We start from the raw sequence: 13,616 nt of genomic DNA on the forward strand, positions 1-13,616 counted from the left end.
TCATCCGGGTAGGGTGCGCAGCCGACGGGAGGGTCTGAGCAGGGCCACGACCGACGCCCTGGCCGTGCGGCGGCCCGCGGCGGCCCGCATCACCTCGCCGAGCAGAACGGCGAGGTAGAAGCCGGCAGTCGCGATCCTGCCCCTGCGTCGCCGGAACAGCCGCACGCGGTTGACCGTGAGCAGCGCGGCCAGCATCGGGCTGATCTTCGCCTCGCCGCCGATGTGCTCGACCACCGCGGCGGGTTCGTACCAGAGCGTCCAGCCCTCGTCCGCGGCCCGCAGCGCGTACTCGGTCTCTTCGCTGTACAGCAGGAAGGACTCGTCCCACGCGCCGACTTCGGTGAGTGCCGCGACTGAGATGAGCATGGCGGCTCCGGTGGCCCAGTCCGCGGGGCCTGGCCGCTCGTAGCGGCCGGGGTCGACGATCATCTCGCCCAGCGTGCCGACGCGGCCTGCCAGGCGCCCGCCGATCAACGCCTCGGCCAGCGCACGGCGTACGGCCGGCGCGCGGCGAAGCGAGTGATGGAGCACACCCTCGGTGCTGACCAGCCGGGGGACGGCGATGCCGGTGCCCGGACGGTCCAGGGCCTTGCACAATACGGCCAGCGAGCCGGGGTGAAGGCGGCAGTCGGGGTTCATCACGAAGATCGCATCGAGCTCGTGGAGGTCGAGCGCCGCGATCCCGGCGTTGATCGCCGCCGCGTAACCGGCGTTCCTGCCCACTTGCACGGGGCGAATGGGCAGGTCTGCGGTCTGTTCCGCGAGGCGGAGCGAGTCGTCCTTGGAGGCGTTGTCCGCCACGACGACGGCGGCCAGCCGTACCCCTCCAGCGCCCTCAGCCAGAGAGGCCAGGCAACCGCCGAGGACCGGCGCGCTGTTGTAGGTCACGATCACGATCGCAACTCGGGGAGAGCCTGGAGCCACATGTCGCCATCGCGGCCCGGCAATGGATCGTTACAAGTAACAGGTGACACTGCTGAGGCGATGAGGAGGTAGGGGCCGGTGTCGTAGAGACGGAGACACACTTCATGCAGGATCTGCAGGCTTTCACCTTTCGCCGGGATGAGCTCTTCCCGCTCGCGGACAAATATTCCGAGCAGTTCCGTACAGCCTCGCCGTTCCGTCATGTGGTCATCGACGACTTCCTGCCGCCCGACGCGCTGGAGCCCATCCTCGAGGAGTTCCCCGAGCCGCGAGATGCCACTTGGCAGAGGTTCGACACCGCGCGCGAGGTGAAGCTGGCGCTGGCCGACCCCGAGCGCATGGGGCCGGCCACCCGGCACCTGCTGGCGGAGTTCAACAGCGGAGTGTTCGTCGAGTTCCTCGAGCGGCTGACCGGCATCACGCAACTGGTCTCCGACCCGCACTACGAAGGCGGCGGCCTGCACCAGATCCGGCCGGGTGGCTTCCTCAAGGTGCATGCCGACTTCAACAAGAGCCGCAAGCTCAACCTCGACCGCCGGCTCAACGGCCTGCTCTACCTCAACAAGGACTGGGAGGAGAGCTACGGCGGGCACCTGCAGCTGTGGAACAAGGACATGACCGAGTGCGAGGGCAAGATCCTCCCGGTCTTCAACAGGTTCGTGCTGTTCGCCACGACCGATGACGCCAACCACGGGCATCCGGACCCGCTGACCTGTCCGGAGGATCGGGCGCGGCGCTCGATGGCGCTCTACTACTACTCCAACGGCAGGCCCGAGGACGAGGTCACCGACGAGCACACCACGCTGTTCAAGCAACGGCCCGGCGAGGCGTGGAAGAGCAATCTCCGCCAGGTCGCTAAGCGCTGGACGCCACCTGCGCTGGCCGACCTCGTCGGCAATCGGAAGACCAAGGAAACGTGAGGTCGTACGCCGGAGGCTGGTGTCTCGGTGTCGGCCTGATCGTGCTGCTCAGCGGGTGCCAGAGTTCCGGTGCCGCGCAGAAGCCGGTCGCCACCCAGCCACCCGCCACGGCTGCGTCCCCATCTGTCTCGGCTCCGTCCTCCAAGCCGCCCGAGCGGGCTTGGCCGGGGCCGGACAATACGGGTGTACCCGAGGGCGTGGAACTGCGTAAGTCCGACTCCATGCGGGTGACCAAGAGCGGCACGGTCATCGACGGCGTCGAGGTGACCGGCTACATCACGGTCGAGGCCGACAACGTCACCATCCGCAACACCCGAGTCCGCGGCACCAAGGGCTGGTGGGGGATCCTCCAGCGCGAGGGGCGCACAGGGCTGAAGGTCGAGGACAGCGAGATCTTCGGCAACGGCAAACAGCGCACCCAGTTCGGCATACTCAACCAGGGCAAGATGATCACGGTGCGCCGGGTCGACATCCACACGATCTCCAACGGGATCCTGACCCAGCAGGGTGTGGTCGAGGATTCCTACGTGCACGACCCGAAGTACTACTCCGGCGACCACACCGACATGATCATGTCGACCGGGCCGCCCGCCGCCGGCACCGAGCTGATCATCCGGCACAACACCGTCATCAACACGCTCGACCAGACGGGTGCCATCGCGCTGTTCCAGGACTTCGGCGTGATCAAGGACGTGACGGTGGAGGGCAACCTGCTGGCCGGGGGCGGCTGGTCGTTGTACGCGGGCGCCGGGGCCAAGGGCAGATCGTCGAATATCAAAGTGATCGACAACGTCTTCAGCCGCAGGGTGTGGCCCAAGGGCGGAGCTGCGGGGCCGGTTTCATATTGGGATAATGATGGGCCCGGAAACCTGTGGCGGGGGAACACCTGGGAAAACGGTGGGACGGTACCGCCGGGGTGACCGCCATTTGTCAAATCTTGTGTGGTATTTGAGAAAGTTGAGGTTGGATGTGAATTGAGGGGAAAACGAGTCCTTTTCGTTAAAAACCCCCTCTTAGTTCTTCCGGCATGGCTACTCTCTCCCTTTGGGGGATTCGGCGTGGCCATGATCGGAAGGAGTCGCCTGTGTCGAGGCATCGAAGGAGCAAGCGGCGTAGCGGGTGGTTATCCCTGGCCGGTGTCTCCGCCGTGGCGGTGCTGGCCGGCGGATACGGCATCATCGCCGCTGACGTGCGGGAACCTCAGGCGGTCCTGACGGACGCGAAGGGGACCCTTGCCACGACTTCGCCGCACGCTGCCGCCGGCCAGAGGCTCCGGCCGCGCCCCACCACCGACAAACCGCGGCCTGGGAAGGTCACGACCAGGGGTCCATGGTGGTGGCCCAGACGGCCTACCAAGAAGCCGACCTCGCGGCCGACACGCAGACCGACCAAGACGCCGACGCTGACCGCGAGTCCTCCCGTGACGCCGACGCTGACCGCGAGTCCTCCCGTGACCCCGACGATGACGCCCAGCACGACGGCGACCGTGACGCCTACGGTGACTCCGACGAAGACTCCAACGGCCACTCCCACGGCGACTCCGACGAGGACGCCGACTGCGACTCCGACTGAGACTCCGACGAGGACGCCGACTGCGACCCCGACGGTGACTCCGACGAGGACGCCGACTGCGACCCCGACGGTGACTCCGACGAGGACGCCGACTGCGACCCCGACGGTGACTCCGACGAAGACGCCCACTGCGACCCCGACAGAGACTCCGACCGCCACTCCTACGGCGACGGCTACGAAGACCCCGACCGAGACTCCGACGGCGACGCCTACGAAGACGCCGACGACCGCCCCGCCGCCGAGCGGCAACTGGCCCGGAGCCGGCAACACCGGCGTTCCCGCCGGCACTGAGATGGTCAAGAAGACCGGCTCGATCGTCATCAAGGAAGACGGCAAGGTCATCGACGGTTGGGACGTCACCGGCGACATCACGGTTGAGGCCAACAATGTCACCATCCGCAACACCCGAGTGCGGGGCCAGGACGACTATTGGGGCATCCTCCAGCGCGCGGGCTTCTCGGGCCTCAAGGTGGAGGACAGCGAGATCTTCGGCAACGGCAAGCAGCGCACCCAGTTCGGCATACTCAACCAGGGCAAGATGATCACCGTGCGCCGCGTGGACATCCACACGATCTCCAACGGCATCCTCACCGACCAAGGATTGGTCGAGGACTCCTACGTGCACGACCCGAAGTACTACTCCGAGGACCACACCGACATGATCATGTCAACCGGTACCGCCGCCACCGGCACCGAGCTGATCATCCGGCACAACACCGTGATCAACACGCTCGACCAGACGGGTGCGATCGCGCTCTTCCAGGACTTCGGCGTGACCCGCAACGTCACCGTGGAAGGCAACCTGCTGGCCGGGGGTGGCTGGACGCTCTACGCGGGCGCCGGCAGGAAGGGACTGTCCTCGAACATCAAGGTGATCGACAACGTCTTCAGTCGCAGGGTGTGGCCGAAGGGCGGCTACGCGGGCCCGGTGTCGTACTGGGACGCCAACGGGCCGGGCAACGTCTGGCGCGGCAACACCTGGGAGAGCAGCGGCGCGAGCGTGTCGGCCGCAGGCTAGCTGCGGATGGAGATGACCGATTTCACCAGCCCTGCCAGCCGTTCGAAGCGGATCTGGGACTTGGGGAAGTAGTGTCGCATCTCGGTCACGCTGAGCAACTCGACCTCCATGGCGATCATGCGGGCGGCGTCCCGGTCGGAGGTCGGGGTGTGGACGAGTGGCCAGCGGCGCAGGATCGTCGTCCGTGCGGCGAGCGGCAGGAACTGGAATCCAGGGAACAGAAAGTGCGGCTCGACCGGGAAATAGCGGTAGGGCGTCTGTACCCAGTGTCGCTCGGCCATCTCGTGCACGGTGTCGGCGAACTGCTGCCGACGCTGGTGCCCGCCGACATGTTCGATCACCGCGTTGGAGAACACCAGGTCGTACCGCCTGCCACGGATCGAGGCCGGCAGGTCGCAAGCGTCGGCGACATCGGCGCGCAGCCACGCCGGCAGGTCGGCGGGCGGTTGCTCGAGGTTGACGATGTGTACGTGCGCCGGCCTGACCGGAGCGCGCATCCAGGCTCCGGCAGTGCCGCCGAGGTCGAGGACGTTCATCTGGTCGAGGTCCGGGAACCGGTCGGCGAACCACTGCCACCTTCGCGCCCGTGCCTTGGCTCCCAGTGAGTCCGGAGCATCCACGAAACGACTGCGTAGGGCATTCAGACGGCTCATCAAGGGGCTCCTCCGGCCAGATAAGTACCCCTATGCTCCCAGAATTCTGCCTGCGCGGCTAAGAGCGTGATTCTTTGTGACTTTCTTGCGACGCGTACCAATCGACTGTTCGGCGCAACCCCTCGTCCAATTCTGTGACAGGATGCCAGCCGAGCAGGTCCGCGGCCGGCGTGATGTCGCCGACCTGCGTAATATCGTGCGGGCGATCGGGGGTCGTGCCGAATTCAGGCTTCGAGCTGGCGTCGACGATTCGATAAAGCCTCTCGACGATCTCATGGGCCGGGGTCTTGAGACCGGTCCCGATATCAAGAGTGTGTCCGATCGCCTTGTCCGATTCGCCTGCCAAGACGAACGCGTCGACGACATCGTCGACATAGATCCAGTCGGCGAGCTTGGTGGCCCTGGTAAGGCGGGGACGCTGCCCCCGGAGGAGGCAGAGAGTCACATAGGGCACGAGCTTGGTGGTGTCGGGCTGGGCCGGCCCGTAGACCATGCTGGGGCGCAGCACGGTGACGGGCAGATCCCAGAGCCGGTGGTAGAGCTGGGCGTAGCCGGTGGCGGCCCACTTGGACATCGCGTACGCCGATGACGGCGGCGCCTGGTCGTTGCCCGGGCGCGGCTCCTCGATGGAGCCGGTGAGGACCGTCTTGACGCCACTTTCATGGGCGGCGGCCAGCACGTTGACCCCGCCGATGACATTGCTCTCCAGGGTGGCACGGACGACCTCGTCACTCCTCGAACCAGTGACTTCGCCGGCGACGTGGAACAGGACGCTTGGCCGTACCGACTGGACGAGCCGGGTCGTCTCACCGGCGTCGTTCAGGTGCGCCGCGTGCCAGATCTCTCCATGGCGAGCCTGCTGAGGGCGGCGGCTGACCGCGTGCACCTCAGCGCCAAGGGCTCGTAAGCGCGTCACCAGATGCGAGCCGATGAATCCGGCGGCCCCTGTCACCAGCACCACGGTCCCAGGCCAATTCGACATCGTGGATTGACCTCCGTGGGAAATGGAGCCGCCCGGCCGACGGCTCCATTCTCATCATCAACTAGCCGATGCGCCAGGTGTCTCCGCCGAGCAGCAGCTCGCTCAGGTCCCCTGGACCCTTCTGCTGCGCGGCCTCCTCCATCTGCTCGGCCATGGCCACCTCGTACGAGGGCCGGTCCACGCTGCGGAAGACGCCGATCGGCACGTGCTCGAACGCCGGGTCGTCCAGCCTGCTCAGCGCGAAGGCGATCGACGGGTCGGGGTTGTGCGCGTCGTGCACGAGGATCTCGTCCTCGCTCACGCCGTCGCGGGCCACCACGTCAAGACTGCCGGAAGCGGCCCGGACGACCGCCTTGGTGGCGCTCACGATCGGCTGCCCGTGCTCCAGCCGCAGCGTGATGTCGTCGCGGACCTCCGGGTCCTTGAGCGGCTCGAAGGCGTTGTCGTTGAAGATGTTGCAGTTTTGGTAGATCTCCACCAGCGACGCGCCGCGGTGCGCGGTGGCCTCGCGCAGCACCGACTGCAGGTGCTTGCGGTCGGAGTCGAGGGTGCGGGCCACGAACGACGCCTCCGCGCCGATGGCCAGCGAGATCGGGTTGAACGGCTTGTCCAGCGACCCCATCGGCGTCGACTTGGTGATCTTGCCGACCTCGGACGTGGGGGAGTATTGGCCCTTGGTCAGACCGTAGATCCTGTTGTTGAACAGCAGGATGTTGAGGTTGACGTTGCGGCGCAGCGCGTGGATCAGGTGGTTGCCGCCGATGGACAGCGCGTCACCGTCACCCGTGATCACCCACACCGACAGGTCGGGCCTGGAGGCGGACAGCCCGGTCGCGATCGCCGGCGCGCGGCCGTGGATCGAGTGGAACCCGTAGGTGTTGAGGTAGTAGGGGAACCGCGACGAGCAGCCGATGCCCGACACGAACACGATGTTCTCGCGCTTGAGCCCGAGCTCGGGCAGGAAGCTCTGCACCGCGGCCAGGATCGCGTAGTCACCGCAGCCGGGGCACCAGCGGACCTCCTGGTCGGACTTGAAGTCCTTCAGGCCCTGCTTCACATCCGTCTTGGGAACGAGCGACAGGCCCTTCCCATTTACCAGCTCAGTCACTGTCGATCACGTCCTGGATGACTCCGGCCAGCTCCTCGGCCTTGAACGGGAGCCCGCGCACACGGTTGTAGCTGATCACGTCGACGAGGTAGCGGCCCCGCAGCAGCAGGGCCAGCTGGCCCAGGTTGATCTCGGGGAGCAGCACCTTGTCGTAGCGCTTGAGCACCTCGCCGGTGTTGGCCGGCAGCGGGTTGAGGTGGCGGAAGTGTGCCTGGGCGGCCTTGCCGCCGTTCCTCCTGATCCGCCGCATGGCCGCGGCGATCGGGCCGTACGTCGAGCCCCAGCCGATGACCAGCACCTTCGCGTCGCCGTCGGGGTCGTCGACCTCGAGGTCGGGCACGTCGATGCCGGCGATCTTGGCGGCCCGGCTGCGGACCATCAGGTCGTGGTTGTCCGGGTCGTAGGAGATGTTGCCGGTGCCGTCGGCCTTCTCGATGCCGCCGATGCGGTGCTCCAGCCCGGCGGTGCCGGGGATGGCCCACGGGCGGGCGAGGGTCTCGCTGTCCCGCTTGTACGGCAGGAACTCGCCGTCGTCACCGTTCGGAGTCGTCGTAAATTCTTGTGAAATATCGGGCAAGTCGGAAATTTCGGGTAGGCGCCACGGCTCCGAGCCGTTGGCCAAGTAGCCGTCCGAGAGCAGCATGACCGGGGTGCGGTATTTGACCGCGATCCTGGTCGCCTCGATGGCCGCGTCGAAGCAGTCGCTCGGCGACATCGGCGCCACGATCGGCACCGGGGACTCGCCGTTGCGGCCGTACATGGCCATCAGCAGGTCGGTCTGCTCGGTCTTGGTCGGCATGCCGGTGCTCGGTCCGGCCCGCTGCACGTCCACGATGATCAGCGGCAGCTCGGTGGTGACCGCCAGGCCGACCGTCTCGGCCTTCAGTGCCACACCCGGACCCGAGGTGGTGGTCACGCCCAGCGCGCCGCCGAAGGCGGCCCCGAGCGCCGCGCCGACGCCCGCGATCTCGTCCTCCGCCTGGAAGGTGCGGATGCCGAACTTCTTGTGCTTGCTGAGCTCGTGCAGGATGTCGCTGGCCGGGGTGATCGGGTAGGAGCCCAGGAACAGCGGCAGCTTGGACTGCACGCTGGCGGCGATCAGGCCGTAGGCCAGCGCCTGGTTGCCGGAGATGTTGCGGTAGACGCCCGGCGCCAGCTGCGCCGGCTTGACCTCGTAGGACACCGAGAACGACTCGGTGGTCTCCCCGTAGTTCCAGCCCGCCTGGAAGGCCGCGATGTTGGCCTTGGCGATCTCCGGCTTCTTTGCGAACTTTTGCTCGAGGAACTTGATGGTGTGGTCGGTCGGCCGGTGGTAGAGCCAGCTGAGCAGACCGAGGGCGAACATGTTCTTCGACCGCTCGGCGTCCTTCTTGGACAGGTCGAAGCCCTCGAGCGCCTTGACGGTGAGCGAGGTCAGCGGCACCGCGTGGACCCGCCACTCGTTGAGCGAGTCGTCCTCCAGCGGGTTGGCGGCGTAGCCGACCTTCTGCAGGTTGCGCTTGGTGAACTCGTCCGTGTTCACGATGATGTCGGAGCCCCGGGGCAGGTCGCCCAGGTTGGCCTTGAGTGCCGCCGGGTTCATGGCCACGAGCACGTTCGGCGCGTCGCCGGGCGTGAGAATGTCGTGGTCGGCGAAGTGGAGCTGGAAGCTCGACACGCCTGGCAGGGTGCCTGCCGGCGCGCGGATCTCAGCCGGGAAGTTGGGCAACGTGGAAAGGTCGTTGCCGAACTCCGCCGTGCCCGCCGTGAAGCGGTCGCCGGTGAGCTGCATGCCGTCGCCGGAGTCCCCAGCGAACCGGATGATCACGCGGTCGAGTTGCTGGACCTGCTTCGTCACAGCTCAGTCCTCCTCGACGCGCCAAGGCGCGGTTGCATTAGGCGCGTTCTCTATATCCATGCTAGATCCTCGGAAGGTCGCGCGTTTGCAGCCCGCGTAAAGCGGGTAAACGCGGTCGGTCTCAGGGTGAGGTCGGAGAACAACGACGACACAGCCCGGACGCGAGCCTGCAGAGGTCTACATGCAGGCGGGCGAACAGGACGGTTCGGGTCACGAGCGCCAACTATACGTCCCCCCAACACGTGCGCTACGTCAGGGGCTGCTTACGGGACGGCTCGCTCCCTGACCTGTACAGCCGTCCGGCCTGCATTCCTGCAGAGCCGTACAACTCTGGAACGGTGACGAAGCTGTAACCCTTCCCGCGCAACCTTTTGAGGATGTCCGGAACCGCGTCAACGGTTTCCTGAAGAGTGTCGTGCATCAGAATGATCGCACCTGGATGCGCCTCGCGCACGGCCCGGTTAACGATGTCGGCCGCCTTTGCGCCCTGTTCGTCGCCGGTGTCCACGTCCCAGGTGACCAGTGAGAAGCCGTGTTGGCGCGCGATGTCGCGCAGGTCCCCGCTCACCGCCCCATACGGCGGCCGTACCAGCGTCGGCGCCTGCCCGATCGCCGCCGCGATCGTGTCCTCGGTGCGCCCGAGCGAGTCGGCGATCTTGCTGCTGGCCTGCTTCGACAGGTCCCTGTGCACCCAGCTGTGGTTTCCGACCAGATGACCTTCCGAGCTCATCCTGCGCAGCAGCTCCGGCTGCGCGGCCGCGCTGCTGCCGACCATGAAGAACGTGGCCCGCGCCTGCGCCTCCCTCAGCAAGCTCAGCAGCCTGCCGGTGAACGGCCCCGGCCCGTCGTCGAACGTCAGCGCGACACACTTGGCCTCGGCGCAGTCCACGGTGCCGGCCCGGCTGCTGACGGCCGGGGGGCTGCTCGCGGAGGCGTCCTGCGGCGAGGCGCTCACGTAGGAGGGCAGGCCGCTCTCGTCCTCCCTGACGCCCGGACCCGTCGCCCCGCGGACGCTTTCCTGGGCACGCCGCCCCAGATCGGACAGCAGCGGCGCCGCCTCCTCCGCCGGCACCGCCACGGCCAGCCGTCCCAGCGAGCACGGCCCGAGCTGGCAGTCGTCGAACTCGACCACCAGATCCCCGCCCCTGTTGAACGCCATCGAGTCGAACTGCTCCTCACCGGCCGTGACCGCGTTCCGCTCGACCTGCTCACCGCGCCCCTTGAGCCGCTCCTTGACCAGCACCGCGAGCCGCCGCAACGCGTCCTGCCCGGCCAGCAGCCCGGTGGAGCCGACGGCCTTGTCCTTGCGCGGGTCGTACCAAAGGGTCTGTGTGGAATTGCCCCAGCTCGCGCCAAGGAACTCGCCGGTACGCAGCCGTACGCCGATCGCCTGGGCGGAGGCGGCGGCGAGCTGCCAGCCAACGTTCAGCTCGGGGCGCGGGTAGACGCCGCCGGGGGTGCGCTTGCGGAAGTCCTGCAGTTGCCGCTGGGCCTGCGCCCGTAGCGCCCGGTTGAGCGGGGGTGCGGAGGGGAGCTCGGGGTAGTTGATGTGCACATATCGCGCCGCACTGGAGGAGTTGCCCTCGGTCATCGTCCTGATGGACAGGCCGCCGACGGTCGCCGGGTCGACGAAGTCGATCAGTGTCGGCTCTGCCGGGACCACGACGTCCCGCCCGTGGGGGGAGGTGGTCACACCGCATCCGCCGGCTGAGAGGGCTAGCAGAGCGATTCCGGAAAAGAATCGCGATTTGTGCATGTGCGTCAGGTTATGGGGTTGATCTTCCTGTTTACCCCGGTCTTGGGTGAGGAGGTAAGAGGTCTTGACCGATCCTTGGTTTTAAGACCCGGCTCATCGGCCTTTTGTTCAAGAACCGGCTCCCTGGGGTTCCAGGCGGTGCGTTTGCGAGGGTCGTTGGGTTGCGGCGGCTGGGGCTATGGGGGGTCGGCGAGTTACGATCGACGTCATGGACGGCTACTTCGGGTCCTACGTGCTGGTCGCCGCGCTGCTGGCCATCGGCATCGCCATCGTGGCCGGGGCTTTGACGGCCAACCGCCTCCTCCGCCCGAGCCGTCCCACGCCCGAGAAGCTGACCACGTACGAATGCGGGGTTGACCCGGTCGGCGAGGGCTGGGCGCAGTCGCAGGTCCGCTACTACGTCTTCACCTACCTCTACGTCGTGTTCGCGGTGGACGCCGTCTTCCTGTTCCCCTGGGCCACCGTCTTCGACGCGCCGGGCTACGGGCTGACGACGCTGGTGGAGATGTTCGTGTTCCTGGGGTTCATCGCGCTCGGGATCGTTTACGCCTGGCGCAAGCGCGTGCTCACCTGGACCTAGCTCGGCCTTCTTTGCCTGGCCTGCGATCCGCGCAACAATGGAATCATGGCAGCGACGGATCTCCCGATGCCCACAGTGGGGCCGATCTCCCGGTTGGCGCCCAAGCCGATGCGCTTCGTGCTCAACTGGGGTCGCCGCTATTCCCTGTGGGTGTTCAACTTCGGGCTGGCGTGCTGCGCGATCGAGTTCATCGCGACGTCGATGAGCAGGCATGACTTCATCCGGTTCGGAGTGATCCCGTTCGCGAACGGCCCCCGCCAGGCCGACCTCATGATCGTCTCAGGCACGGTCACCGACAAGATGGCCCCGGCCGTCAAGCGGCTGTACGAGCAGATGCCCGACCCGAAATACGTGATTTCGTTCGGCGCCTGCTCCAACACCGGCGGCCCCTACTGGGACTCCTACTGCGTGACCAACGGGGTGGATCAGATCATCCCCGTGGACGTTTACGTGCCCGGCTGTCCGCCCAGGCCCGAGGCCCTCCTGTACGGGATCATGAAGCTCCAGGAGAAGATCGCCGAGGAGAAGCTCAGCGACCGCTACGTGTGGTCCCGCTCGCACGGGCCCTCGCCCTCGGAGTCGCCGTCGGGGTCGCCGTCGGGGTCGTCGTCGGGGTCGGAGGAGGCATGAGGGCCGCCGAGCTCTCCGCACGTTTCGGCGACCGGGCCGAGGTCTCCGAGTCCTACGGCGACACGACGATCGACGTCGCGCCCGCTGACTGGATCGAACTGCTGACGTTCGTCCGCGATGACCTCGGCTACGCGTTCTTCGACTGGCTGACCGGCGTCGACGACCCGCCGGACGCCTTCCTCGTCGTGGCCCACGTCTACAACCTGGTCGCCGGCGAGCGGTTGCTGCTCCGCACGCGCGTCCCGCGCGCCGACCCGCACCTGCCGACCGCCGTCGGCGTCTACAGGGGTGCCAACTGGCATGAGCGGGAGACGTACGAGATGTTCGGCGTGATCTTCGACGGCCACCCTTACCTGGTGCCGCTGCTGCTGCCCGACGGCTTCGAAGGCCACCCGCTACGCAAGGACTTCATCCTGGCCGCCCGTGTGGCCAAGCCCTGGCCGGGCGCCAAGGAGCCCGGGGAGTCGGGACATGGTGCCCCGAGCCGCCGCAAAACCCTCCCACCGGGCGTACCCGCGGATTGGGGAGCCCCGGATGCCTGACCCGCCCGGCCCCCCACCCCAGGCACCACCGACGTCTCATCCATGCCCGCTGTCGCTGATCGCCCTGGGCCGCCGGCCACAGCCCGATCATCGAAGAGCGCCCGCCGACTCCGATGGGGAGCCGTCCAATGCTTGATGTGGTGCTGAGCTTCGCCGTCATCCTCGTCGTGTTCCTGGCGCTGCCTCTGATCATCGGTCAGACCGAGCACAAGGTCATGGCCCACATGCAGTCACGGCTCGGCCCCATGTACGCGGGTGGCTTCCACGGCTGGGCGCAGCTCATCGCCGACGGGGTGAAGTTCATGCAGAAGGAGGACGTCATCCCGGCCGCGGCCGACCGCCGCATCTTCATGATCGCTCCCGGCGTGGCGCTGGTGCCCTACCTGGTCGTGCTGATCGCCATCCCCATCGACCGCGGCCGCGTGGCCGTGGACCTCGACCTGGGTCTCTTCTTCGTCCTCGCCGTCATGGGCATCGGCGTGCTCGGCTCGATCATGGCCGGCTGGGCCTCGGCCAACAAATACTCGGTGCTCGGGGGCATGCGCTCGGCCGCTCAGCTCATGTCGTACGAGCTGCCGCTGGTGCTGGCGGCCTCCTCGGTGGCGATGGCCGCGGGCACGCTGTCGATCCCCGGAATCGTCGAGGCGTGGCAGTGGTGGTGGCTGCCGTGGCAGGCGATCGGCGGCGTGGTCTTCTTCATGGCAGGGCTGGCCGAGCTGCGGCGGCCGCCGTTCGACATGCCGATCGCCGAGTCCGAGATCATCATGGGCCCGATGACGGAATACACCGGCATGCGCTTCGCCCTGTTCATGCTCTCCGAGTACGCCGGGATCGTGGTCCTGTCCTTCCTCACCACCGTCTTGTTCCTGGGCGGCTGGCACGGCCCATTCCTGCCCGGCTGGCTGTGGACGCTGGTCAAGGTGTTCCTGCTGGCGTTCGTCGTGATCTGGCTGCGGGTGACGTATCCGCGGCTGCGCGAGGACCAACTGCAGAAGCTCGCCTGGGCCGGCCTCGTCCCCTTGGCCCTTGTCCAGCTGGCTCTCACCGGGGTCATCAAAGTCCTCATCTGAATTTCGAGGCGGAAACTTTACGCC

Annotated in this window: 15 protein-coding genes; 7 read left to right on the forward strand and 8 right to left on the reverse strand. The window is 67.1% G+C overall.

Annotation, left to right across the window (positions count from 1 at the left end):
* A complete protein-coding gene (locus Q9G87_RS02555; protein WP_305914509.1) occupies positions 1–924 on the reverse strand; it encodes a glycosyltransferase family 2 protein in 924 nt (307 codons plus the stop codon).
* Positions 925–1,028: 104 nt separating this feature from the next.
* Here Q9G87_RS02555 and Q9G87_RS02560 point away from each other — a divergent pair, with 104 nt between their 5' ends.
* Both Q9G87_RS02560 and Q9G87_RS02565 read left to right on the forward strand, forming a co-directional pair.
* Positions 1,029–1,844 (forward strand): 2OG-Fe(II) oxygenase, encoded by an 816-nt coding sequence (locus tag Q9G87_RS02560; protein WP_305914510.1) that lies wholly within the window; start codon positions 1,029–1,031, stop codon positions 1,842–1,844.
* Between the two features lie 197 nt (positions 1,845–2,041).
* Entirely contained in the window at positions 2,042–2,764 is a 723-nt protein-coding gene (locus Q9G87_RS02565; RefSeq protein WP_305914511.1) for a right-handed parallel beta-helix repeat-containing protein, read from the forward strand.
* A gap of 280 nt (positions 2,765–3,044) precedes the next feature.
* Here the strand turns inward: Q9G87_RS02565 and Q9G87_RS02570 are convergent, their stop codons facing one another.
* Positions 3,045–3,737 (reverse strand): hypothetical protein, encoded by a 693-nt coding sequence (locus Q9G87_RS02570; RefSeq protein ID WP_305914512.1) that lies wholly within the window; start codon positions 3,735–3,737, stop codon positions 3,045–3,047.
* Between Q9G87_RS02570 and Q9G87_RS02575 the strand changes: the two genes are divergently transcribed.
* On the forward strand, positions 3,709–4,434 hold the full coding sequence (locus tag Q9G87_RS02575; protein ID WP_305914513.1) for a right-handed parallel beta-helix repeat-containing protein: 726 nt from the start codon (positions 3,709–3,711) through the stop codon (positions 4,432–4,434). The two genes, Q9G87_RS02570 and Q9G87_RS02575, sit on opposite strands and share 29 nt — an antisense overlap.
* Here Q9G87_RS02575 and Q9G87_RS02580 read toward each other — a convergent pair.
* The 6 genes from Q9G87_RS02580 to Q9G87_RS02600 all read right to left on the reverse strand — a co-directional run bounded on the left by Q9G87_RS02580 (position 4,431) and on the right by Q9G87_RS02600 (position 10,707).
* Positions 4,431–5,087, reverse strand: a complete 657-nt coding sequence (locus tag Q9G87_RS02580) for a class I SAM-dependent methyltransferase (RefSeq protein ID WP_305914514.1) — start codon at positions 5,085–5,087, stop codon at positions 4,431–4,433. The genes Q9G87_RS02575 and Q9G87_RS02580 overlap by 4 nt on opposite strands.
* A gap of 58 nt (positions 5,088–5,145) precedes the next feature.
* Entirely contained in the window at positions 5,146–6,048 is a 903-nt protein-coding gene (locus Q9G87_RS02585) for an NAD-dependent epimerase/dehydratase family protein (protein ID WP_305914515.1), read from the reverse strand.
* A gap of 82 nt (positions 6,049–6,130) precedes the next feature.
* Positions 6,131–7,177 carry a 2-oxoacid:ferredoxin oxidoreductase subunit beta gene (locus Q9G87_RS02590; RefSeq protein WP_305914516.1) on the reverse strand — a complete coding sequence of 349 codons (1,047 nt, stop codon included), beginning with the start codon at positions 7,175–7,177 and terminating at the stop codon, positions 6,131–6,133.
* On the reverse strand, positions 7,170–9,014 hold the full coding sequence (locus tag Q9G87_RS02595; protein ID WP_305914517.1) for a 2-oxoacid:acceptor oxidoreductase subunit alpha: 1,845 nt from the start codon (positions 9,012–9,014) through the stop codon (positions 7,170–7,172). The genes Q9G87_RS02590 and Q9G87_RS02595 overlap by 8 nt, the downstream gene beginning before the upstream one ends.
* Positions 9,015–9,135: 121 nt before the next feature.
* Entirely contained in the window at positions 9,136–9,228 is a 93-nt protein-coding gene (locus Q9G87_RS60515; RefSeq protein WP_367804195.1) for a putative leader peptide, read from the reverse strand.
* A 33-nt stretch (positions 9,229–9,261) separates the two neighbouring features.
* Entirely contained in the window at positions 9,262–10,707 is a 1,446-nt protein-coding gene (locus Q9G87_RS02600) for a polysaccharide deacetylase family protein (RefSeq protein WP_305914518.1), read from the reverse strand.
* A gap of 271 nt (positions 10,708–10,978) precedes the next feature.
* Between Q9G87_RS02600 and Q9G87_RS02605 the strand changes: the two genes are divergently transcribed.
* From Q9G87_RS02605 to nuoH, 4 genes are all read left to right on the forward strand, one after another.
* Positions 10,979–11,350, forward strand: a complete 372-nt coding sequence (locus Q9G87_RS02605) for an NADH-quinone oxidoreductase subunit A (protein ID WP_305914519.1) — start codon at positions 10,979–10,981, stop codon at positions 11,348–11,350.
* A gap of 45 nt (positions 11,351–11,395) precedes the next feature.
* The gene (locus tag Q9G87_RS02610) at positions 11,396–11,980 is read left to right on the forward strand and encodes an NADH-quinone oxidoreductase subunit B (RefSeq protein WP_452448544.1); all 585 of its coding nucleotides are present in this window, start codon (positions 11,396–11,398) and stop codon (positions 11,978–11,980) included.
* Complete coding sequence (locus tag Q9G87_RS02615) at positions 11,977–12,522, forward strand: NADH-quinone oxidoreductase subunit C (RefSeq protein WP_305914520.1); 546 nt, start codon at positions 11,977–11,979, stop codon at positions 12,520–12,522. The genes Q9G87_RS02610 and Q9G87_RS02615 overlap by 4 nt, the downstream gene beginning before the upstream one ends.
* 128 nt (positions 12,523–12,650) lie before the next feature.
* The gene (nuoH, locus tag Q9G87_RS02620) at positions 12,651–13,592 is read left to right on the forward strand and encodes an NADH-quinone oxidoreductase subunit NuoH (RefSeq protein WP_305914521.1); all 942 of its coding nucleotides are present in this window, start codon (positions 12,651–12,653) and stop codon (positions 13,590–13,592) included.
* Positions 13,593–13,616: the final 24 nt, after the last annotated feature.

It is taken from the genome of Nonomuraea turcica (assembly GCF_030718205.1).
Classification (GTDB): Bacteria; Actinomycetota; Actinomycetes; order Streptosporangiales; family Streptosporangiaceae; genus Nonomuraea.

What these genes read in the sequence shown, in the direction of transcription:
- Q9G87_RS02610 (WP_452448544.1), top strand. Translation starts at nt 11,396, where the DNA reads ATGGCAGCGACGGATCTCCCGATGCCCACAGTGGGGCCGATCTCCCGG.
- Q9G87_RS02570 (WP_305914512.1), bottom strand. Translation starts at nt 3,737, where the DNA reads ATGACGATCGAGCCGGTCTTCTTGACCATCTCAGTGCCGGCGGGAACG.
- Q9G87_RS02605 (WP_305914519.1), top strand. Translation starts at nt 10,979, where the DNA reads ATGGACGGCTACTTCGGGTCCTACGTGCTGGTCGCCGCGCTGCTGGCC.
- Q9G87_RS02615 (WP_305914520.1), top strand. Translation starts at nt 11,977, where the DNA reads ATGAGGGCCGCCGAGCTCTCCGCACGTTTCGGCGACCGGGCCGAGGTC.
- Q9G87_RS02580 (WP_305914514.1), bottom strand. Translation starts at nt 5,087, where the DNA reads ATGAGCCGTCTGAATGCCCTACGCAGTCGTTTCGTGGATGCTCCGGAC.
- nuoH (WP_305914521.1), top strand. Translation starts at nt 12,651, where the DNA reads ATGCTTGATGTGGTGCTGAGCTTCGCCGTCATCCTCGTCGTGTTCCTG.
- Q9G87_RS02575 (WP_305914513.1), top strand. Translation starts at nt 3,709, where the DNA reads ATGGTCAAGAAGACCGGCTCGATCGTCATCAAGGAAGACGGCAAGGTC.
- Q9G87_RS02560 (WP_305914510.1), top strand. Translation starts at nt 1,029, where the DNA reads ATGCAGGATCTGCAGGCTTTCACCTTTCGCCGGGATGAGCTCTTCCCG.